Genomic DNA, 19,841 nt, shown 5'->3' on the forward strand with positions numbered 1-19,841 from the left:
GGATGCTGTGGGAGAGGGGAGCTGCGCGGCTCCGCCCTATCCCGATGGGCTCGCCATTCTGTTCTCACTTACGGAACAGGCCAGGGGGACGTCCCCTTCTCTTAGTAGTCTTCCCCGAGCATATGCACGTTTCCTATGTGAGTCCGCCAGAGCCCAGCCTTGCGGGCAATCTCCTGGCAGCGCATGGCATGCCTGCGAGAAGTGGTCGGGAGGTCTTTCAGGTAAAAGCAGGGATAGAACCCCAGGAGGCTGTACGGAATGTCAGGGTTCAACGCGCAAATGTAGCGTGCTATCGCCTCCACTTCCTGTTCATCCACGTACCCGGGCACTAGAAGGGTACTTGCAATCAGAAAAGGGGGGTCAGGCCGCTGGGAGCCCAGCTTGCTCAGAGCCTCGAAATTATCCAGGGTCTTTCTGTTCGTTACCCCGCACAGGGCCTTGTGAAGCCCCTCGTCCCATGCCTTTAAGTCAAACTTGATGCAGCCCCCGGATTCGAAAGATACCTCGGCCATCATGTCCAGATACGGCTGGTTGATAGATCCATTCGTCTCCCAGCATATCCTGAGGATTTGATCGCCTTTTCTCCTTATGGCCAGCCTGGCCGCTTTTAGCGCATGCAGTATCTGGGGGCCAGGATCGCCCCCGAAGTAGCAGATGCAACCGGTCCTGTCATCGGCGGCTGCGGCCAGATCCCTTGCGTGGAACTTCGCGGAGGCAAAGGTCCTTTCTTTGAAGTGGTAGTTCTGGCAATAAAGGCAGTTAAAGGCACACGCATGATAGAAGACGGCCAGATTCTTGTATCCGTATTCAGGGCCTTTCACATGGGCATACCGCGGATACCCGCACCCCGTGCCCCCGGGACACACAAAACCAGCCACACAATTGGTCGGAAGGGGATCATGGTAGAAAGAGAGGTTGCCTTCATGGGGCCGTCCTCCCTTTAGCTTTCCGTCCCTGACATGCCGAAGCCCGCAAAAGCCTGATCGGCCTTCTGGAATCCGGCACCTATTGAAACAGATGTCACAAGATACCCCCTGCGGATCACGGGGAGGCTCTACCGGAAGGCCATAAGCCTTGCGGCTTCTGGCATGAACCTTGGCGATTTCTGGCCAGACCTCGGAAAAGTGGCTGCGAATGCAATCTGCACAGAAACCAATGACAGCCGAAATGGTCTTGCCAGACCTTTCACAATAACGGCACGTACCCATGGAGTCTCGGCGATCTCGCCCTGCAAGGGTTCACGCAGTGTTGGACTGAGAACTTGGCACCGCTCCGCAATTGGAATGATGGGTTTAGTGAAAGAGAACAATTGAAAAATAACTTTTTCCGATTACCCACCCATTATTCCAATATTCCCAGTCTTCGCGGTATGTTCGAGCCCCTATCATATTTCATTGCCAATTGAAACGCATAAACGCATGACCGACTCTCTTGCCTTCCCATTTCGCGAATCTCCTATATTTCCCCACGCCTCAGGCTGACAGGGATAGAGTTGGCTGCGGGGGAGGTGGGGGCTGTATGATGGGGCCGGTACCAAAGCAACTTACAATAGGAAAGGCGTCCTCTACTTTTCCTCTTTGATGTAGTTGCCCACAATGGGAATGACTTGCTGGCAGTTGGGACAGCTTTTCTGAGCAGTTATGTGGTATGCCCTTATGTCAAAGACATATCGCTCAATCAAGAGCGTTTTGCAATGGGGGCAACAGGTATTCTCATATGGGTGTCCAGGGACATTGCCCACATAGACATAGGTTAAGCCTTCGGCTACTCCCATATCCCGTCCTTGTTCCAGGGTAGATACGGGGGTTGGCGGCGCCTCAAATTGGTATGCCGGATAATAGGCCGAGAGATGCCATGGCGTATCCTTGCCGAGTTCATTCCTGATCCTTTTTGCTATGCCTCTCAAACAGGCATGATTATCATTTACGCCGGGAATGACTAAGGTCGTCATCTCTATGTGAACACCCCATCTTTTGGCCTCTACCGCATTTCTCCAGACCTTGTCGACATCGGCGCCACAGTATCTCTGAACGGCCCTTTTGTCCCCTTTGACATCTAGGTTCATGGCGTTAAGGCCATGTTCGGCCAACAGCCTCAAGGCCCCTTTACTCATATAACCGTTCGAGACGTAGGTATTGTAGTAGCCCGCATCTCTTGCCAGATCGAAGACATCCAGAGCATATTCCAGAAGAAGGGTCGGCTCATTAAAGGAGATGCTGCTTCCGTGGCAGTCGTATCGTTTTATCGCCTTCACAAATTCTGAAGGGCTGATATAGGCGCCTTTCTTTGCGTCAGGATATGATTTGCTCAGCTTCCAGTTCTGACACCATGGACAGGTGAAGTTACACGACCAGGTTCCCACGGTTAGTGCTCGGCTTCCAGGGTAAAAATGGAAAAAAGGTTTCTTCTCGATAGGATTCGCGCTGAGAGAAGATATATCTCCGTAAACTACGGTGTAGAGTTTGCCGCTTATATTCTTTCTGGTTTTGCAAAATCCGAATCTATCCGGAGGTATCTCACAAGACCTCTCACAGGTGCCGCATCTCACCTTTCCATCCGCCAGCTTTCTGTAAAGAAGGGCCTCTCTAATCCTCGAATCGGTCGAGTCTTCAGGTTCCTGTAAGGATGACATATAAACAAAATACAGGATTCACGCCCGGTGGTCAAACATGGTATGAGGGCTTGTAAGGAAAATCAGGATTTGTCAGCTTGACATGCTGGCTTAGCGGTTGTAAATGAGATTAATATGTGAAAACCATTAGTATTTTTCCCAGTTGGAAAGCCGCGGCAGAGGCGATCTCTGCTCATTCTTACCCCCTTAAGCTCCAAGGACGGAGAGATGGTCAGGACGGTTCAGTTAGGGAAAATAAAGATTCATCCCGATGGGCAGGAAGCGGACATCCATTCTGCGCTCTGCTGAGTTGCCAGCGAATGAGGGGGACGTCCCATTGGTAAATAAGCAGGAAATTAGTGTCACGCCATTTCCTGCAAGAAACATGGAGTGTCCGGTTCTGAATTCATACCGACCCTCTACTAAATGAAAGGACGAGAGGTATGGAAAAGAGAGCTGTTACAAGGATACCATTAAAGACCAAGGCCCTTGTCAGGCATGGTGGTACAACAATAACAGGTACAATTCAAAATCTCAGTCTAACCGGAATCTTCCTGAAATCATCAGAGATCGTCAAAACAAATGGAGTGGTAAAAGTCGAGATATTGTTTACAGGACCTTCATCACAGCTTTCGATAATTCTAGACGGTATTGTTACAAGGCATGATCACAAAGCAATGGCTATTGAATTTCGGAATATGGATATTGACTCCTTTTTCCACCTAAGAAACCTCATTTCATATAGCACGGATGATATGGACAAGGTAAAGGCGCAATTTCAGGAATTCGTAGCAAACAAAAACAGTTTAGGGGGAACGTGAGGGGGGGCGGTCCATTGTACAGGCGAGCGGGATGAACCTTCGGCAATAGAAAGGCAAGATAGCAGCGTGAATTTGTGGTAGCCGTCTCAAAGAGAAAGGCCTCGAAAAGGCGCAAAATCTCACTGAAGCAAAGGATTGTGGCTGTGGTGGTCATTGCAGTGCCCGCGCTAGTCATCATCGCCTGGCTGGTTATGACGATTTTGTACCACGAGCCCTTGGCTACAAAATAGCCGGACAACTCGGCGTTTCCACATCTGAAACCGGACGAAAGAAGCGGACGGTTTTTGTGGCAACCGCCCCCTACGCTCTTTACTTCTTGCTTATGACCTCTTCCAATGCCTCCCCGATCTTGGGATATCGAAACTCAAAACCATGTTTTAACAGTTTGGCCGGTAGTGCCTTCTGGCCCTCCAGAAGGACGGAGCCGAATTCTCCCAGCGCCAGGCGCAGTGTCAGGGCCGGGGTTTTGATAAAGGACGGTCTTGAGAGGACCTTGCCCAGGGCTTTGGCCAGGTCCTTGTTTCTCACCAGGTTGGGTGCGCAGAAATTAACCGGGCCCTTAAGGGCGTCACGGTCCAGGACAAACAAGAAGGCCTGGAGCAGATCTTCCATATGAATCCAGGAGAACCACTGCTTTCCGCTTCCCAACGGTCCGCCTACAAACTTCTTGAAGGACGGAATCATCTGCCCCAGCGCCCCGCCGGTCTTTCCCAGGACAATGCCGAACCGGGTGATGACAACTCGGGCCCCCGGTCGCCGGCCCTTTGCGCCTCTCGTTCCCAGTCCACACAAAGGCCGGCCAGGAAGTCATCGCCCGGGGCATCTGCTTCCGTCAATTCCTCGTCCTGTCGAAAACCGTAGTATCCTACGGCTGACGTACTGCAAGAAATAGCACCTGATTCATTGGGGATGGCTTCCGCTACGTTTTTTGTGGTGAGCACCCAGGAGTCATAGAGGAGTTTTTTCCTCTTTTTGTTCCATCTCCCGAATATGGAGGCCCCGGCCAGATTGATTATGGCATCCTGGCGGGCGACCTCTTCTTGCCACGGGCCCTTGATGGTCGTATCGGCTGAAACGTATCGAACCCCTTGTGGTGTGTAGTCCCTGGGTTGAGGGGATCGGTCCACGGTGGTAACGGAGTGCCCTTTTTCCAGGAGACGGATAGAGAGTTGGGTTCCCACAAATCCCAGGCCGCCGGTCATAAGAACCTTCATGAAAAGACCTCCCGTTAGCTTTGTAAAAAGAAGGCACATCCGCTGGACGTGGTCAAGAGCTGGTAACTGTTAGGGTGGGCTCTGCCCACCCTACGACATCGAATTCACGCCGACGGAATGAATTCAAATGCCGGTTTCCGCGAGCGGCTTTTTATTCCAGGGCCTGAATGATCTTCCGGTCCGCTTTGGAAAAGGCGAATTCCTGAAACTCTCCCTTCTCGGTCCAACGCCAGTCCCGGCAGCCCCTGGCCTGCGGTGTTCCGGTCAGGAGCCTGCCGTGGAAGGCGTGCAGGGTGATGCGGAAATGGGTGTAAGCATGGTTCACCGAGGTGATGGACGCCCCCACCCGGATTCGAATCCCCAACTCTTCCAGTGTTTCTCGGCGCAGGCAGCTTTTCAGGCTCTCTTTTCCCGTCTGTTTTCCTCCGGGGAATTTCCAGAGCCCCCCCAATAGGCCGTGATTGGGCCGTTGGGCGATGAGCATGCGGCCCGCCTGGTCGTGCATGATTCCTGCCGTCACGTGGTGGTGTGGAATGGGACCGCGTTTTTTGGCCACCGGCAACGTATCTTCCAATCGGCGGGCGCGGGCCCGGCAACTGGGTTCGAGAGGGCAGGCCCTGCAGGTCGGGTTTTTGGGCGTACAGAGCGTGGCCCCCAGGTCCATGAGACCCTGGTTGAACTCACCGGCCCCTTGCCGGGGGACGAGTTCTGCGGCCAAGCGTGCCACATGTCGGGCTGTTAGTCTTTCATCCAGGGGCTCTTCAATGGCGAACAGGCGAGCGACAATCCGTCTCACGTTGGCATCAACGGCCGGCAAGGGCAGGCCGAACGCCATGCTCAAGATGGCGCCGGCAGTGTAGTCTCCCACACCGGGCAGGCTCCTGAGCGCGTCCCACGAGTCCGGTATTTTCCCTCCGAATCGTTTCACCACGGCTTGGGCCGCCGCATGCAGATTGCGGGCCCTGGCATAATATCCCATGTTTTCCCAGGCCTTGAGCACCTTGTCCAAAGGGGCCCTGGCCAGTGCGTTAACGGTTTGAAATTGTTTTAAAAAGCGGTGGTAATAGGGGATCACTGTTTCCACCTGGGTTTGCTGGAGCATGATTTCGGAGACCCAAATATGGTAGGGGTCACGGGTGGTGCGCCAAGGCAGGTCCCGTTGGTGGGTCCCATACCAGGAGAGAATGCTTTTGGAAATGCGTTGTGATCCTTTGGGTGCCATGTCTATTCCTGCTGGCACTGTTTTTTAACGATCCTGTGTCGGAATGTCGGAGTAGGGACGCCGGGAACAAAGTAAAAAAGGTTGCTCGGTTAACTTTAGCCTATAACTGTAGCCCATTTTCACGGACAATGACTTCTCCCATTTCGACCGAGAACATTACACCAGGGGCTCATTTATGAATATCTTCCGACGTTCTATCCCCGGGACCATGATGTGATGCAACACACCCGGCGCGCCAGGGCGGGCTTGCCTTGGCATGGGGTCTATTTCGCATTTACGCTTTCCTTTGTCGACATAATTTTTTGCCAGCGTCCCGATTAACTTTAGGGATGTTGGGAAATTATTGTAGTCTTTTGAGAGTATGAGTACCTCAGGACCCCTCTTGCACATGAAAAAATTGGAAGCTCTCAATTGGTCGGTCCTACGGGGACTGCGGGGATCTGGGGCTTTCCGGTTTGAAATAGTTGTGATATCGGTTTGACACCTTTGTTTTCCGAAAAGTGGGTATCGGCGCACGTTGTGTCGGTGAGATGGGGTGGGGCTGGGATAAAGCTGCAAGGAACACTGTGTTTTGACAACCCTTGTCGTGAGCCACAGTTCAAAATGATATGTGATTCAATAGATTCCGTCAGGGACGGCCGCCGATGTTAGCACGTTGTATTTGTTCTTCGTGTTTTCCAAACGGCATTAGATGGGATGTTTGTTTGGAATTTCCCCGGCGAGTCCCACATTGACATTTTATGCCCTGTAAATATAGTGTAATCTCATGTAATTTTGACGGCTTTGTAAAAAGTCCATCTGTCCGCCTCCGGCGGATTGTGCTTCATCCCCGCCCTGTTAAATTCTCGCTATGCGAGACGGCAGAGCCGATTTAACAGGGTAAATCATTGCGATCTGCCTGGGGTTAGGAAGAGGCACGCGCCTTGCATCTAATCCGCCTGAGGGGAATTACTGTACCGTCTGTTTGCGGACTTTTTACGACTCCATCAATTTTCATCCCACATGTTCCCTTGAGACATGCCCAGCTTCAGCTGGAGGGGCCTGTGGGACTGACAAAGGTCCAGCATAGTTTTCAAAAGTACGTTCTTTTAGAGCCCTTTTTGCCTTTGACCCAATTGGAGAAAAGTTGATGACGACCAAACCGACTTATGAAGAGCTGGAACGGAAGGTCCGTGAGTTGGAAAAATTATCTGTCAATAGCGATTGGGCAGTAGAGGCGGCTCGCGAGAAAGAGGAACTCTTTCGCAATGTGTACAACACTGCGCCTTTAGCGTTTGTCGTTTGGGATTTAGACACTCGCGTAACCGATTGGAACGAGAAAGCACATAAAGTCTTTGGTTGGTCCAAGGAAGAGGCTCTAGGGCGCATTTTTCTTGATTTCTTGATTCCAGAAAAGGAGCGGCCTCATATCGAACATGTGGTGAACAATCTCGTTGAAGGTGAACTACCTAGTTATTCCATCAATGACAACGTCACCAAAGACGGACGAATAATTACCTGTGAGTGGAATAATTCCCCGCTTCATGATGATGACGGGAATATAGTCGGGGCGATATCCCTTGCGCTCGACATCACAGAACGAAAGTGCGCTGAGGAGGAACTGTGTCAAAGGGAAGCCACATTAAAGAGTATTTTCAGGGTTGCACCGGTAGGCATTGGTCTGGTTACCAATCATGTCCTGAAACGGGTTAATGACCGTATCTGCGAAATGACCGGGTACTCTCGGGAGGAACTGGTGGATCAAAGCGCACGAATGCTCTACCCGACCGACGAAGATTTTGAGTTTGTTGGGGTGGAGGAATACGCTCAAATCGCTCAGCGGGGCATCGGAATAGTGGAGACCCGCTGGAAGCGCAAGGGCGGGAAGTTGATGGATGTGCTGTTGAGTTCCACCCCCGTCGATCCCGATCATCTGGCGGCTGGGGTGACTTTCACCGCATTGGACATTACCGAGCGCAAAAAAGCGGAGGAGGAGCTTCGAGAGAGTGAGGATAGGTATCGCCGCATCACCGAAGCTATCACAGACTATATTTACACTGTGACCGTACAAGACGGCCGTCCCGTTGAAACAGTCCACCGACCTGCCTGTGTAGCAGTAACCGGCTACACCGCTGAGGACTTCAGGAAAAACCCTTACCTGTGGATACAAATGGTACATGAAGAAGACCGTAAATCTGTTGAAGAACAGGCCGAACGTACCATATCAGGCGTGAAAGTTCCGGGACTAGAACACCGGATCGTCCGCAAAGATGGTTCTATACGTTGGGTGAGGAATACACCTGTCCTGAACTTTGACAGCCAGAGGCGGTTATTGTCCTATGATGGGCTATTGCAGGACATCACTGAGCGCAGACAGGCTGAGGAGGCCTTGCGCAAGGCCCACCATGAGTTGGAAAGGTTCAACTTACAGCTCGAAGAAAGGGTTCAAGAAAGGACTGACGAGCTGAAGCAGAAGAATAAACAGTTAGTAGAAGCTGAGAGGCTAGCTGCGCTCGGCCAAATGGCAAACAGGGTGGCCCATGAACTCAGAAATCCGCTGACAGCAGTCGGTGGATTCGCTCGGAGAATCAATCAACAAACGACTGATGATGATCCAAACAAGAGATACCTCCAGATAATAGTCGATAAGGTGATAATAATGGAAAACAAAGTCTCAGAAATTACAAAAATCCAGTCGCTGTAAAGGGTTTTTCAAAAACAGGACTTAGCAGTAGGTCGTGTTTAAGGGGTTGACATCATGTCCAACATCGTCGTTGTGGATGACAAAGAAAGCATTCGATCGCTTTGTGGGGTAGAACTAGCAGAAGAAGGCTACGAGGTGATCACAAAAAGCCTTTGTCATTTAACTTTATATTTGAGGTAATTTCAGCCGGAGCGACAATATAAACCCCATGGCTATAACCCCGCCCACCAAAGCGATTCCCAGGGCAAAGGAGCCGTAATCTCCCATGACGCCTATTGCGGCCGGGATTACCCCGCCTCCGAAAAGGAAAGCCAGGGGTATGGTGAGAGAGACCGCCACGTTTCGGGCACCGGGGGGTCCTATGGCGGACAGGGCGACAAAACCCGGCGGGAAAAAAGTCACGGCGAGCATGGGCTGGAGGAAAACAAGGAACACGATCCAAGATTTCGGAGCCGTTCCCAGCAGAATGGTCGATACGCCGGTGAGAAGAAAAATGACGCTCAAAATCCCCCTTGGTCCAAAGCGATCGGTGGCCCACCCGGCCACGAAGCCCATACCCAGGCCCGAGATTCGAGAAAGGGCCACCAAGGTGTTGGCCCAGTTCCGATCTATGCCCTGTTCAACGACGAGATAAAGGGGAAGCATGGCGAAGATGCCCATGGAACCGCTGATGGCCAGGCTGAAAAGGATGGCCATGATCCAAAATGCCGGTTCAACAAGAAAGGTTTTAAAAGATGTAAAATTCGGCGCCTCGCCTGGAAAGTCCCCGCCTCTTCCGAAAAAAGCAAAGGCCGCGCCGGCGAGAATGGATGCCCCTCCCAATAGGGCCAAAATTCCCCGCCAACCAACCCATGGCAAGAGACACTCGCACACCAATGGCGCCGCTACAAAACTAAAGTTAGGCGCCAGTTCGTGTATGCCGAGGCCCTTTCCCCAGTCTGCGGGCCTGATTGACGTGGTGAGTGTGGCAATGCCGGAGGGAAGATAGAAGCCACTTGCAACGCCGAGAAAGAGAAATCCCAAACGCATTCCAAGCAGGCCATTGCTGAAGGATACGGCCAAGAGCGTGATCCCGACAGCCGCGGATGAAAGGAGAATGGTTCTTCTGTGTGTGATCCTTGAGGAGAGGAAACCTGCGCCCAGCAGCGCCACGAAGTATCCCAGAGAAGTCAAAAGAAAAAGGCCGCCTGCTTGGCTGTGATCTACTTGCAGGTCTCCTTCAATGGTAGGCATTAAGGGTGATAGAATGATTCTGGCCATGAAGTTCAAGGAGAAGATCCCTGTGAGCAAAAGGATAGGGCCTGCTTGTGATCGAAAAAGGGGGGCAGCGCCATCACATCCATTGTTGCCACGGCGGCCCTTAGTACTTTTCGCGACTTGATTGTTCATTTTCTTCATAGTCGGTTGACCGGGCTGCGAAGCACTGCCCTCAGGCTGATTTTCGGTCCTTTTCTAATGATATGGAATCGTTAGCGTGGTCCGACCCGGAAGCGCGTGACGTGGTCGACGCGAAGCTGAAATAGGTAACCGGAAGCATTCACTGCTTCGTGCAACTTGTTTGAATTGCTGTTGGCCATAATAGTAATGCTTGCCACAAAATCGTCGGCTTGTCAATCACCCTATCCTGTGATAACAAGCTGACATCCTGAGCAATCCCAAAGCATAACCCCACCCAAATGGAGGTGAAAGCTGATGTTCGAATTCCGAGTGCAGCTATTCCCCGTACAGAGGCCCAAGGGTCTGCTCGGTAGTCTCAAGAGCATACTGAGCCGCCTCCGAAAGCCTAAACGTGGCGACATTCTGGATCTGAAAATCGGCAGCCCCACAGAATATGGCTACAACTGCGTTGATGTTTATTATCGGGACGCAAAGATCGGCGAGATCAGGAAAAAGGGAATTGATGAGATGATAGAGAAAGAAGATCGCTACTCCTTACTCCGTAGAGGACTTGGCTCTAAAGCCTCACCTCTTACTTCATGCCGGTTTTAACCGGCGCTTTCTGCCCGTCCCCCGTCTTAACAGCTCAATGAAGGCTGGGTATTAATGCCCCGAATAGACCAACCCGCAAAATGAACAGCAAACAAAACAGAAAAGGCAGAGCCAACTTTCACCCTGCCCTTGCTCTTTGGCAGATGTCAGTTAAATTGTTCACTTCAAATCCTTGCAGATCCGTATTGTAGCCACCGAAAACCGTGAAAGCCAACTGTAAATTAGAATTTGGTACCACTTACACATTGACATAGAACACTTCCCCTTCAACCCTCTTTCTATCAGGCGGCAGTAAAGGTGAAGCGCATTGAGCCGGTGTTGAATGGTTAACATTAAGTTGCCCATTATGAAATATGCCCATATTGGTCATCTGGTATAATAAAGAACGACTAATCGGACGCAAGGGCAGCCTTGAAAGCACCTAACGGCGAAGATGCAGTTTAGCCAAAGTAAAATAAAATGTGGCCCCTTTACCTTTTTCAGACTCCACCCAGACCTTTCCACCGTGGTTACTCACAATCCTGTATAAAATGGCGAGCCCCAAACCTGTTCCTTCCTGATCTTCTATTTCCTTCAACCGGTGGAAGATATCGAATACTTTCCGGTGCCATTTTGGATCAATGCCGATACCGTTATCCCTGACGTGAAATTGATGGAATGCTCCCTTATCTTCGTATCCAATCTCGATCTTAGGATTCTCGCTGTCTCCCATGAACTTGATGGCGTTTACAATCAGGTTCTCAAAAACCTGATAGATCCTTTCACCGTCACAGTGTATTCTGGGGAGATTCTCTGCTACAGCGAGCTTTATGCCCCTGTCCTTCAGTCTGTCTTGAAGGCCTGCGGTCGCATTTTTTACGATCTCAATGGAAGAAACGTCCGAAAAAGCGGATACGACCCGACCAATCCTTGACAATTCCAAGAGGTCAGACACCAATGCTTCCATCCTTCGAGCGCTGGTCTCGATCTGTGAAATGTACCGCCTTCCCTTTTCTCCCAATTTTTCTTGATAGTTCTTGCGTAGCCTTGCAGAAAACCCCTGAATAGAGATGATGGGGGTTTTCAGGTCATGGGAAACCACATTAACAAAGTTCTTGAGCTCTTCGTTTGTCTTTCGCAGTTCTTCCTCGGCATGCTTTTGTTGGCTGATGTCTACGATGTTGCCCAATATGGCAGGCCTTCCCTGATACTCTATAAGGACGTTTCTCCTGGCAATCCATATGGTTTCACCGGCTTTTGTCATGCCTCTGGCCAGGTATTCTGACGGTACAGATTCTCCCTTTAGCCGCCTTGCCCTTGTTCGGTTTGTCAACGGCCGGTCCTCTGGATGGACCAGTCTCCAGGTGTCCATGCCGATCAACTCCTCCATGGGATACCCGTAAATTTCCGCGAATCTGTTGTTGGCAAATACGATCTTCTCGTCCTGGTCGATATAGATGCCGGTCAAGGAGTTCTCCACCAGAATACTGTATTTCTTCTCGCTTTCCCTCAATGCCATTTCTGTCCGTTTCTGTTCACTAACATCCACCATGGTTGTTCTGACGCCTATAACCTTACCATCGCTGTCGCGTTCTAGTCTGTCATCAATAAAAACAAATATCTCCGAGCCATCTTTCCTGATGTATATTTTGCTATCGTGTCTCGGAATCTGCTCGCCTGCAATCTTGAGTCGATACCTTTCTTGCGCCCCTTTTCGTTGTTCTGGCAGTATAAAGTCGAAGACAGGTTTACCCTCCATCTCTTCTTTTGTATATCCAAGCATATCTAATTCCGTTTGGTTTACCTGTTTGATAATGCCCCTCGTGTCTAGCCTATGATAAGCAACGGGGGCATCATTCCATAGCCGCTTGTACCGCTCTTCGCTCTCCCTTAATGCCTCCTCAGTCCGCTTGCGCTCTGTGATGTCTCTAAGAAAGGCCACACTACAAGATTTTCCATCCACGGTTGCTGTAGTCCCGGCAATATCCATGTGGATAATTTTTCCATCCTTTTTCAAGAATGGAATATCCCCTGCAAATCCGGCTTTTTCTTTCGCCTTGGTTTCAAATTGTGAAACAACATAATCTAATTTGTCTTTTGGGTGTAAATCAGCTATCGTTAATTTTTTGATTTCCTGTTCACTATATCCTAACATTTTGCATAATGTCGGATTAGCATACATGTATCTTCTTGTTTCAAAATCAGTGATAAGTATTCCATCAGCGCTTGCTTCAAACAATGTCCGATATCTAATTTCAGATTCCCTCAGCGCTTCCTCCACCAGTTTGCGCCGAATAGATTCTTGGTGCAGCTCCTTGACCTTTTGCTCCAATTCTTCATAAGTTGGTTTTGTGGCCATTACACTATCCTCCAATTGCCAGAAAAACAAAAAAGGCCCCAAACACATGGACCTTTAGCGCGATGCATGGAGCCTTTGTCGGTCGCATGGGACTTCCCTGCTTATGTTGTTTGTCGTTGAAAAGGGTTGGCCTAGTCCTTGGCGATTTGGCCTCTATTATCAGACGCCACATGAAGTCTTCTACAGCGCTATTCGTGGTGCACTTGCATGTTGAATTCACCTACCACAGAAGCCCGCTCGGTAGCAAAGTTGACTGATGCCTGCACGACTCCTGGGACCTTTTTCTTCAACGCCCTTTCAATGTTCATGGCACAATTGCCACATGTCATGCCAGTAACCGGGAACTCAACGGTCGCCGTAGCCGCTCCGTAGCCTGCATCATGAATTTTGGCAGCCACATCCTCCAGCTTGATCTGTTCGGGGTCAAAGGCAACGGAGGCCTGTTCTGTAGCAAAGTTTACGTTAGCTTCTTTGACTCCAGGCAGTTTTTTGACGTTTCGGTCGACATTAAGAGCGCAATCGTCACATGTCATTCCGGTAACGGGATGATTACGTTTTTCTCACACATCGATTTTTCCTTCAGTCAGCGGCCGGATAGTTGATCTCCTTCAGCGTGGCCCTGATCTTTGCCGGGGTGGCTGGCGTATCCCACTCCACGGTTATCTTTCTTGTCGTGGGGTCACCTTCCACCTTTGAGATGCCTTCTATCTCACCCAGTTCTTTTTGAATGGTCATAACACAATGACTGCAGCTTATGTTTGGTATTGAAAAAGTTTTTGTCTCCATGGTCGTAACTCCTTATGTAGTTTTTAAGAAAACCTTATTGGCTGGCTGTTCCGATATCCTTTGCCAAGAGACCGTCAGACATTCGCAAAATTTTCCAGGCATACTTGGCGTACTCTGGGCTGTGGGTCACCATATCCGATTTTTTCAATTCACGATTTCTATGGTTCAAAATGAACACAAACATATTGCTAAACGGAGAAAGTCAACCTTGCAGTTTCCTAAACACGACCTTTCACTTGAATCTCGGTTGGAAGTGGGTGACTACCCCTATATCGCCCCACAACGCGGGTGACAATAGGTATCAGTTGCTGATTTGCTTCCATGCGTATTGCAAGGAATCTGGCCAAAAGAAATGCCGCAATCAAGCCGGACAGCGTAAAAAACACGATTCCCAACTGTTTGTCGAACCCCAAAACTCCGGAAAGGCTGTTGGCCGAAAACGCCCCTATTAGCAGGCCCAGAACCGGTAACATATAGAGTATGAAGAGGCCTTTCAGTTTGGTCTTGGTACTCAGGAAAAGCTCAACCTCATCTCCTGTCCGGGCATGGGCGGCATTCCTGGCCTTTGCCAACATACGGTCTCCGCCTTCAATCATATGGCAATGGCCCTTGTGACCGCAATGTTCGCAGGCGTTCTTGCGCCGGGTTAAAACCCAGGCCCAGTCACCTTCAATGCTTTCGACAGTGCCTTTTTCTGCGGACATGATCCCTCCTTCTTATGTCTGTTTGTTTTCCCTTAATCAGCTCAGTAACCGTATCTCGGATACAGACGGCTCACGTTACCCACACCCATGCCCAGCGTGTCGCGGTTGCAAGAAGAAAAAAGACTTAAATACTTCTGCTCCTTTGCATTACCTCAGATAAAGTTATGGAGTTTAGCTTGTGATACATTGCTTTTGTCGTCTCTTCCCAGATGGGGCGGGTCAAACAATTCCCGGATCCGTTGCATGTTTCAGGATTTTCAATACAATCAGTTAGATTGATTCCACCTTCGAGCAGGCTTACGATTTCTCCAATTGTGATTTCTTCAGGAGACCTTGCAAGCATATGACCCCCTTTGGGGCCGCGAACACTCTTCACGTAATCGGCTTTCTTGAGTGGTATAATGAGTTGTTCAAGATACTTAACAGAAATATCCTGACGCTTACCAATGTCGCCTATCTGTATAGGCCCTTCATCATAATGCTGCGCCATGTCCAGCATCATTCTTGTTCCATAGCGACTTCTGGTTGATAGCTTCATATTACATACCAATATGATCTATACTATTTTGCTATACTATAGTAACAGTTCAACGCAGTGTCAAGGGATAGTCCGTTGATAGGTAATATGTCGTCCCAAGTGGACGTGGACGGACGGATCCAAAAAACTCTGGGTGGCGATCCTACATACCAAAGACACCTCCAAATACGGTCTTTCTCCTCGTAAAATAAAGTCTTCACCCCATTGCTGTCGCCCACCAATAGTGCTTAACTTCCTGTCGCGGGAGAACTCTGGGGCCGGTGGCGACATTAAGTCTCACCGCACCTATATTGAACATAGGATGAGACACCGACCCCGGTCCCGGATCTGCCGCATTTTACTGAAGATTTCGCCTTTCTCTCTTTGCCCCCCATGCTTCTTGACCTGTGGACTTGGTAAATCAGTTCAGTGTAATGAAAATCTGCTACGGACTTTTTTTTGAACATGGGCTCTTCTCATCTCTAAAATTAGATAAGGTATCTGAAGGGAGGATGAGAAAGGGAGAAGCTCCTAAGCTCCTGCTTTGATTTTGCACTAGAGGTGCTCTCGTGAAACCATCAGATGATATCAAAAGCACGATGCAAGTATGCAAAGCCGGGTTCGAAACGCGCACCCACTTCCGTGAGCAACTTCCCGGACTTGTCGAAAATATTGTGGAGAGCTGTTATGACAAGGAATGTTTCGAGCACATCGATGCTGAATTGATCCCTTCTCGGGAGCCAGTTATTGAAATACTTAGCCGCCTCCGAGAGATCTTTTTCCCTGGGTACTTCAACAAGGAAAAAACAGATCGGGCTAATCTGAGGTACCAAATAGGCCGGTCCGTTGATGTCCTGTTTGAAATCCTCTCACAACAGGTTACCCGCAGTTTGCGACATGAGTGCCTTCGCTACGATCAACCTTGTGTTGAATGCGTCAAAATGGGCTATGAAGCGACTGTCAGATTCCTGGAGTCGATCCCCAAAATGCGTAACGTGTTAGCCACGGATGTGCGTGCAGCCTACGAGGGAGATCCAGCAGCCAAGAGTTACGACGAGATTGTTTTCAGCTATCCAGGAATTTTTGCCATAACGGTCTACCGGGTGGCCCACCAATTGTTTGAGCAGCAGATCCCCCTCCTTCCGAGGATGATGACCGAATATGCCCACAGCATTACAGGCATCGATATTCATTCGGGAGCCCGGATCGGCGAAAGTTTTTTCATTGATCACGGAACCGGGGTCGTCATAGGGGAGACCACGGCGATTGGCAAAAATGTAAGGATCTATCAAGGTGTGACTCTGGGAGCCTTGTCGCTCCCAAGGGATGCTGGAGAACGCCTGAGGGGAAAGCGGCGCCACCCCACTATCGAAGATGATGTAATCATTTACGCGGGAGCCACGATCTTGGGGGAAAAGGCCGTTATTGGAGCACGCTCTGTTATAGGTGGAAACGTCTGGATTACCGAGCCGGTGCCACCAGATACGAAGGTAGTCATGGAGGCTCCGCGGTTAATCTACAAGTAGTGTGAAGGCTATGCCGTGAACTTAGGGGCGCCGCCTTTTATCCCCAAGATTCCATTGTTCCATTATTCCATCATTCCAGATCAATAACACGGAAAACTGCCACTGAAAGATAAGTAATTACAAGTAGTTGTAGAAATTCCGAGACGTTTAATGAGGAAGCTGACATGGCGAGAATTTTTTTTGACATCGGAAAGAGCATTGGAAACACGCCTATGGTCAGGTTGAATAAAATGCCGAAAGGTCTTGAAGCCGACATCATTGCCAAATTGGAGTTTTTTAATCCTCTTGGAAGCGTTAAGGACCGTATCGGTGTCGCCATGATCGAAGGGGCAGAACGCGAGGGACGGATTCGTCCAAATACGCTGATCGTAGAACCTACGAGCGGAAATACCGGAATTGCCTTGGCCTTTGTTTGCGCAGCCAAGGGGTATCGTCTCTGTCTGACCATGCCCGATACCATGAGTATTGAGCGAAGAAAACTCTTAAGACATCTGGGAGCAGAACTGGTCCTGACCCCAGGAGGGAAAGGAATGAAGGGAGCCATTGCAAAGGCAGAAGAAATCTTGGCAGCCACGAAAGAGGCGTACATGCCCAACCAGTTCAAAAATCCGGCAAATCCTGAAATACACCGGAAGACCACGGCAGAAGAGATCTGGATTGACACCGACGGGGCGGTAGACATCTTGGTTTCCGGGGTTGGGACTGGAGGAACCATTACCGGGGTATCCGAAGTCATCAAGGCCCGAAAACCCTCCTTCATGGCGATTGCGGTGGAACCAGCAGACTCTCCTGTCCTTTCCGGGGGGGGAGCCGGCCCCCACAAAATACAAGGGATCGGCGCAGGTTTTGTACCTGATGTCTTGAATGTCAATATCATCGACGAAGTGATCACGGTCACCAATGAGGATGCATTTGAGACAGCAAGGCAACTGGCAAAAGAAGAAGGGATACTTTGCGGCATTTCCTCTGGGGCTGCGGTGTGGGCTGCCTTGCAGGTGGCAAAACGAGGCGAAAATAGGGGAAAACAAATCGTGGTGGCGCTTCCCAGCACCGGCGAGCGGTATATGAGCACTGATCTGTTCAAAGAGTGAAGAAATCCATCTTTCTTTTGTCAAAAAAATGGTTAGTATATGGGAACGACAGATTGTAAAAGGCTCGACATAAAACAAGATTGTATCCCTACCCCAAGCTCTTACGATCTATTCATGAATTGATGGGACATAATGCCAGGGGCACATTCAAAGAGTTAGGAGGATGGTACAATGTGGGATTACACAGACAAGGTCGTAGATCACTTCCTACATCCCAGAAATGTGGGAGAGGTTGAAAACCCTGATGGCATAGGCGAAGAGGGGTCGCTTGCATGCGGAGACGCGTTGAAGCTTACGTTCAAACTGGATGAGAACAAACGGATTAAGGACGCTAAGTTTCAGACCTTTGGCTGTGCAAGCGCCATTGCTTCTTCATCGGCACTCACCGAGATCGTCAAGGGGATGACACTGGAAGAAGCCCAAAAGGTTACCAATGATGATATTGCCCGTTATCTTGGTGGACTTCCAAAAGAAAAGATGCACTGTTCTGTCATGGGCCGGGATGCCTTAGAAAAGGCGATTGCCTACTATCGTGGCGAAGCCGAAAAGGAGATTGAGGGGGAAATCGTCTGCGAGTGCTTTGGTGTGACCGATGTGGAAATAGAGCGGGCCGTCCGTGAAAGCAACCTGACCACAGTAGAAGACGTGACCGATTATACCAAAGCGGGCGGGGGGTGTGAAAGCTGTCATGACAAGATCCAAGAGATTATTGATGAGGTTTATGGCAAGCCGCACGTTGTACGCCTGAAGCCGGCAGGATTGACCAACATTCAAAAGATCAAACTGATCGAGCAAACGTTGGAACGTGAGATCAAACCATCCCTTCAGAAGGACGGAGGAGATATCGAACTCATTGATGTTGACGGCAATACGGTCATTGTGAAGCTGCAAGGGACATGTGCCACCTGTGTTGCCTCACAGGTTACGCTGAAACACTATGTGGAAGCCAAGCTGCGTGAATTAGTAACCCCGGAGCTGGTGGTACAGGAGATACAATCATGAAAGTGATCTATACAGACAATAATGCCACGACACAGGTTGCGCCTGAGGTCTTGGATGAGATGCTTCCATACTTTCACGACCTGTACGGCAACCCCTCCAGTATGCACAGCTTTGGCGGTCAGGTGGCGCGGAAATTAAAAGAGGCTCGCCAGAAGGTGGCCAGTCTGATCGGGGCAACGCCGGATGAAATACTCTTTACCGGCTGCGGCACGGAAAGCGACAGTACGGCCATTCAGGCAGCCATTGTGTCACATCCCGATAAAAGACATATCATCACCACCCGGGTTGAACACCCTGCTGTTAAGAATCTGTGCGAATACTTGGAAAAGAACGGATACCGGGTCACATTCCTGCCAGTGGATCGGCAGGGGAGATTGAATCCAGAAGATTTATACAAAAGTCTCTCCAAAGACACCGCGATTGTCAGCATTATGTGGGCGAATAATGAGACCGGTGTGATTTTTCCTATAGAAGAAATCGCTCAGATTGTGACCCAAAGCGGGGTTGTATTCCATACAGATGCTGTGCAGGCCGTGGGAAAGATTCCGATCGACGTTCAGAAGATCGCCGTGGATATGCTCTCTCTTTCGGGTCACAAAATTCATGCGCCCAAAGGGATAGGTGCCCTTTATGTAAGAAAAGGAACAAAGTTCACGCCCTTTCTAATTGGGGGGCATCAGGAAAAAGGGCGCAGGGGCGGGACTGAAAATGTTGCCTCTATCATCGGACTCGGCAAGGCGTGCGAGCTCGCCGGAGAACATATAAAAGAGGAAAACAAGCCGGTAAGATATCTCAGGGACAAGCTTGAAAACGAGATCCTTAAGCGGGTCCCCAACGCCATGGTCAATGGAGACCGTGAGCATCGTCTTCCTAATACGACCAGCATAAGCTTCGAGTATGTGGAAGGCGAGGCTATCCTTCTTATGATGAATGAATTCGGCATCTGCGCCTCTTCAGGTTCAGCCTGCACGTCAGGCTCTTTAGAGCCATCGCATGTGCTTCGGGCTATGGGTGTACCCTTTACCGCAGCCCACGGTTCGATCCGTTTTAGTCTGAGTATCTATAACACAGAAGAAGAGATCGATTTTATCATCGAAGAACTCCCCCCAATTATCGAACGGCTGAGAGAGCTGTCGCCGTATTGGGATCAGTCAAAGACGGCGGCCATTGATCCAGTTCAAGGATAAACGGTCTTACGCCCCATCTATTAGAAAATTACAAGTAGCGGAGCCAGAGGCAAGGTGGACAAAGAGGGGTTTGAGGCTAAGAAAAGGCGTCCCTGGGGGAGCGTGTGGAGATCGTTCGGTCTGCCAGAGGTCGGGCTCAGGAAAGTAGTG

At 50.0% G+C, this 19,841-nt stretch carries 17 protein-coding genes and 1 pseudogene; 8 read left to right on the top strand and 10 right to left on the bottom strand.

Annotated features, from left to right (window positions below; genetic code table 11):
* Positions 1-101: 101 nt before the first annotated feature.
* A complete protein-coding gene (locus JW883_00165; GenBank protein ID MBN1840684.1) occupies positions 102-1,208 on the bottom strand; it encodes a radical SAM protein in 1,107 nt (368 codons plus the stop codon).
* Positions 1,209-1,564: 356 nt separating this feature from the next.
* The gene (gene amrS, locus JW883_00170) at positions 1,565-2,632 is read right to left on the bottom strand and encodes an AmmeMemoRadiSam system radical SAM enzyme (protein ID MBN1840685.1); all 1,068 of its coding nucleotides are present in this window, start codon (positions 2,630-2,632) and stop codon (positions 1,565-1,567) included.
* A gap of 422 nt (positions 2,633-3,054) precedes the next feature.
* Between amrS and JW883_00175 the strand changes: the two genes are divergently transcribed.
* Together JW883_00175 and JW883_00180 are read left to right on the top strand one after the other, a co-directional pair.
* Positions 3,055-3,432: a PilZ domain-containing protein gene (locus JW883_00175; protein ID MBN1840686.1), complete on the top strand. Its 378-nt coding sequence runs from the start codon at positions 3,055-3,057 to the stop codon at positions 3,430-3,432.
* 74 nt (positions 3,433-3,506) lie between these two features.
* Positions 3,507-3,662: a hypothetical protein gene (locus JW883_00180; protein MBN1840687.1), complete on the top strand. Its 156-nt coding sequence runs from the start codon at positions 3,507-3,509 to the stop codon at positions 3,660-3,662.
* Positions 3,663-3,741: 79 nt separating this feature from the next.
* Here JW883_00180 and JW883_00185 read toward each other — a convergent pair.
* A pseudogene (locus tag JW883_00185) lies at positions 3,742-4,646 on the bottom strand (TIGR01777 family oxidoreductase).
* A gap of 151 nt (positions 4,647-4,797) precedes the next feature.
* A complete protein-coding gene (gene mutY / locus JW883_00190; GenBank protein MBN1840688.1) occupies positions 4,798-5,868 on the bottom strand; it encodes an A/G-specific adenine glycosylase in 1,071 nt (356 codons plus the stop codon).
* Positions 5,869-6,997: 1,129 nt separating this feature from the next.
* On the opposite strand from mutY, the gene JW883_00195 reads away from it, so the two are divergent.
* Entirely contained in the window at positions 6,998-8,551 is a 1,554-nt protein-coding gene (locus tag JW883_00195) for a PAS domain S-box protein (GenBank protein ID MBN1840689.1), read from the top strand.
* Positions 8,552-8,716: 165 nt separating this feature from the next.
* On the opposite strand, the gene JW883_00200 is transcribed toward JW883_00195, so the two are convergent.
* Positions 8,717-9,940, bottom strand: coding sequence for an MFS transporter (locus tag JW883_00200; protein ID MBN1840690.1), 1,224 nt, complete (start codon positions 9,938-9,940; stop codon positions 8,717-8,719).
* 303 nt (positions 9,941-10,243) lie between these two features.
* Between JW883_00200 and JW883_00205 the strand changes: the two genes are divergently transcribed.
* A complete protein-coding gene (locus JW883_00205) occupies positions 10,244-10,540 on the top strand; it encodes a hypothetical protein (protein ID MBN1840691.1) in 297 nt (98 codons plus the stop codon).
* Positions 10,541-10,961: 421 nt separating this feature from the next.
* Here JW883_00205 and JW883_00210 read toward each other — a convergent pair whose 3' ends face one another.
* The 5 genes from JW883_00210 to JW883_00230 form a co-directional block, all read right to left on the bottom strand.
* A complete protein-coding gene (locus JW883_00210; protein MBN1840692.1) occupies positions 10,962-12,878 on the bottom strand; it encodes a PAS domain S-box protein in 1,917 nt (638 codons plus the stop codon).
* A gap of 188 nt (positions 12,879-13,066) precedes the next feature.
* Complete coding sequence (locus JW883_00215; GenBank protein MBN1840693.1) at positions 13,067-13,411, bottom strand: heavy metal translocating P-type ATPase; 345 nt, start codon at positions 13,409-13,411, stop codon at positions 13,067-13,069.
* Positions 13,412-13,457: 46 nt separating this feature from the next.
* Entirely contained in the window at positions 13,458-13,664 is a 207-nt protein-coding gene (locus tag JW883_00220; GenBank protein MBN1840694.1) for a heavy-metal-associated domain-containing protein, read from the bottom strand.
* Between the two features lie 218 nt (positions 13,665-13,882).
* Positions 13,883-14,368, bottom strand: coding sequence for a SoxR reducing system RseC family protein (locus JW883_00225; protein MBN1840695.1), 486 nt, complete (start codon positions 14,366-14,368; stop codon positions 13,883-13,885).
* 124 nt (positions 14,369-14,492) lie between these two features.
* On the bottom strand, positions 14,493-14,906 hold the full coding sequence (locus JW883_00230; GenBank protein ID MBN1840696.1) for an RrF2 family transcriptional regulator: 414 nt from the start codon (positions 14,904-14,906) through the stop codon (positions 14,493-14,495).
* A gap of 578 nt (positions 14,907-15,484) precedes the next feature.
* Here JW883_00230 and JW883_00235 point away from each other — a divergent pair.
* The 4 genes from JW883_00235 to nifS all read left to right on the top strand — a co-directional run bounded on the left by JW883_00235 (position 15,485) and on the right by nifS (position 19,691).
* A complete protein-coding gene (locus JW883_00235; protein MBN1840697.1) occupies positions 15,485-16,411 on the top strand; it encodes a serine acetyltransferase in 927 nt (308 codons plus the stop codon).
* Between the two features lie 164 nt (positions 16,412-16,575).
* Complete coding sequence (gene cysK, locus JW883_00240; protein MBN1840698.1) at positions 16,576-17,502, top strand: cysteine synthase A; 927 nt, start codon at positions 16,576-16,578, stop codon at positions 17,500-17,502.
* 171 nt (positions 17,503-17,673) lie between these two features.
* Positions 17,674-18,504, top strand: a complete 831-nt coding sequence (nifU, locus tag JW883_00245; protein ID MBN1840699.1) for a Fe-S cluster assembly protein NifU — start codon at positions 17,674-17,676, stop codon at positions 18,502-18,504.
* On the top strand, positions 18,501-19,691 hold the full coding sequence (gene nifS / locus JW883_00250; protein ID MBN1840700.1) for a cysteine desulfurase NifS: 1,191 nt from the start codon (positions 18,501-18,503) through the stop codon (positions 19,689-19,691). The genes nifU and nifS overlap by 4 nt, the downstream gene beginning before the upstream one ends.
* Positions 19,692-19,841 lie beyond the last annotated feature (150 nt).

The organism is Deltaproteobacteria bacterium (genome assembly GCA_016930875.1).
Lineage (GTDB): Bacteria > Desulfobacterota > Desulfobacteria > Desulfobacterales.

Coding starts and splice junctions, on each gene's coding strand:
- JW883_00165 (MBN1840684.1), bottom strand. CDS start 1,208: ATGGGTACGTGCCGTTATTGTGAAAGGTCTGGCAAGACCATTTCGGCT.
- amrS (MBN1840685.1), bottom strand. CDS start 2,632: ATGTCATCCTTACAGGAACCTGAAGACTCGACCGATTCGAGGATTAGA.
- JW883_00175 (MBN1840686.1), top strand. CDS start 3,055: ATGGAAAAGAGAGCTGTTACAAGGATACCATTAAAGACCAAGGCCCTT.
- mutY (MBN1840688.1), bottom strand. CDS start 5,868: ATGGCACCCAAAGGATCACAACGCATTTCCAAAAGCATTCTCTCCTGG.
- JW883_00195 (MBN1840689.1), top strand. CDS start 6,998: ATGACGACCAAACCGACTTATGAAGAGCTGGAACGGAAGGTCCGTGAG.
- JW883_00200 (MBN1840690.1), bottom strand. CDS start 9,940: ATGAACAATCAAGTCGCGAAAAGTACTAAGGGCCGCCGTGGCAACAAT.
- JW883_00205 (MBN1840691.1), top strand. CDS start 10,244: ATGTTCGAATTCCGAGTGCAGCTATTCCCCGTACAGAGGCCCAAGGGT.
- JW883_00210 (MBN1840692.1), bottom strand. CDS start 12,878: ATGGCCACAAAACCAACTTATGAAGAATTGGAGCAAAAGGTCAAGGAG.
- JW883_00215 (MBN1840693.1), bottom strand. CDS start 13,411: ATGACATGTGACGATTGCGCTCTTAATGTCGACCGAAACGTCAAAAAA.
- JW883_00220 (MBN1840694.1), bottom strand. CDS start 13,664: ATGGAGACAAAAACTTTTTCAATACCAAACATAAGCTGCAGTCATTGT.
- JW883_00225 (MBN1840695.1), bottom strand. CDS start 14,368: ATGTCCGCAGAAAAAGGCACTGTCGAAAGCATTGAAGGTGACTGGGCC.
- JW883_00230 (MBN1840696.1), bottom strand. CDS start 14,906: ATGAAGCTATCAACCAGAAGTCGCTATGGAACAAGAATGATGCTGGAC.
- JW883_00235 (MBN1840697.1), top strand. CDS start 15,485: ATGCAAGTATGCAAAGCCGGGTTCGAAACGCGCACCCACTTCCGTGAG.
- cysK (MBN1840698.1), top strand. CDS start 16,576: ATGGCGAGAATTTTTTTTGACATCGGAAAGAGCATTGGAAACACGCCT.
- nifU (MBN1840699.1), top strand. CDS start 17,674: ATGTGGGATTACACAGACAAGGTCGTAGATCACTTCCTACATCCCAGA.
- nifS (MBN1840700.1), top strand. CDS start 18,501: ATGAAAGTGATCTATACAGACAATAATGCCACGACACAGGTTGCGCCT.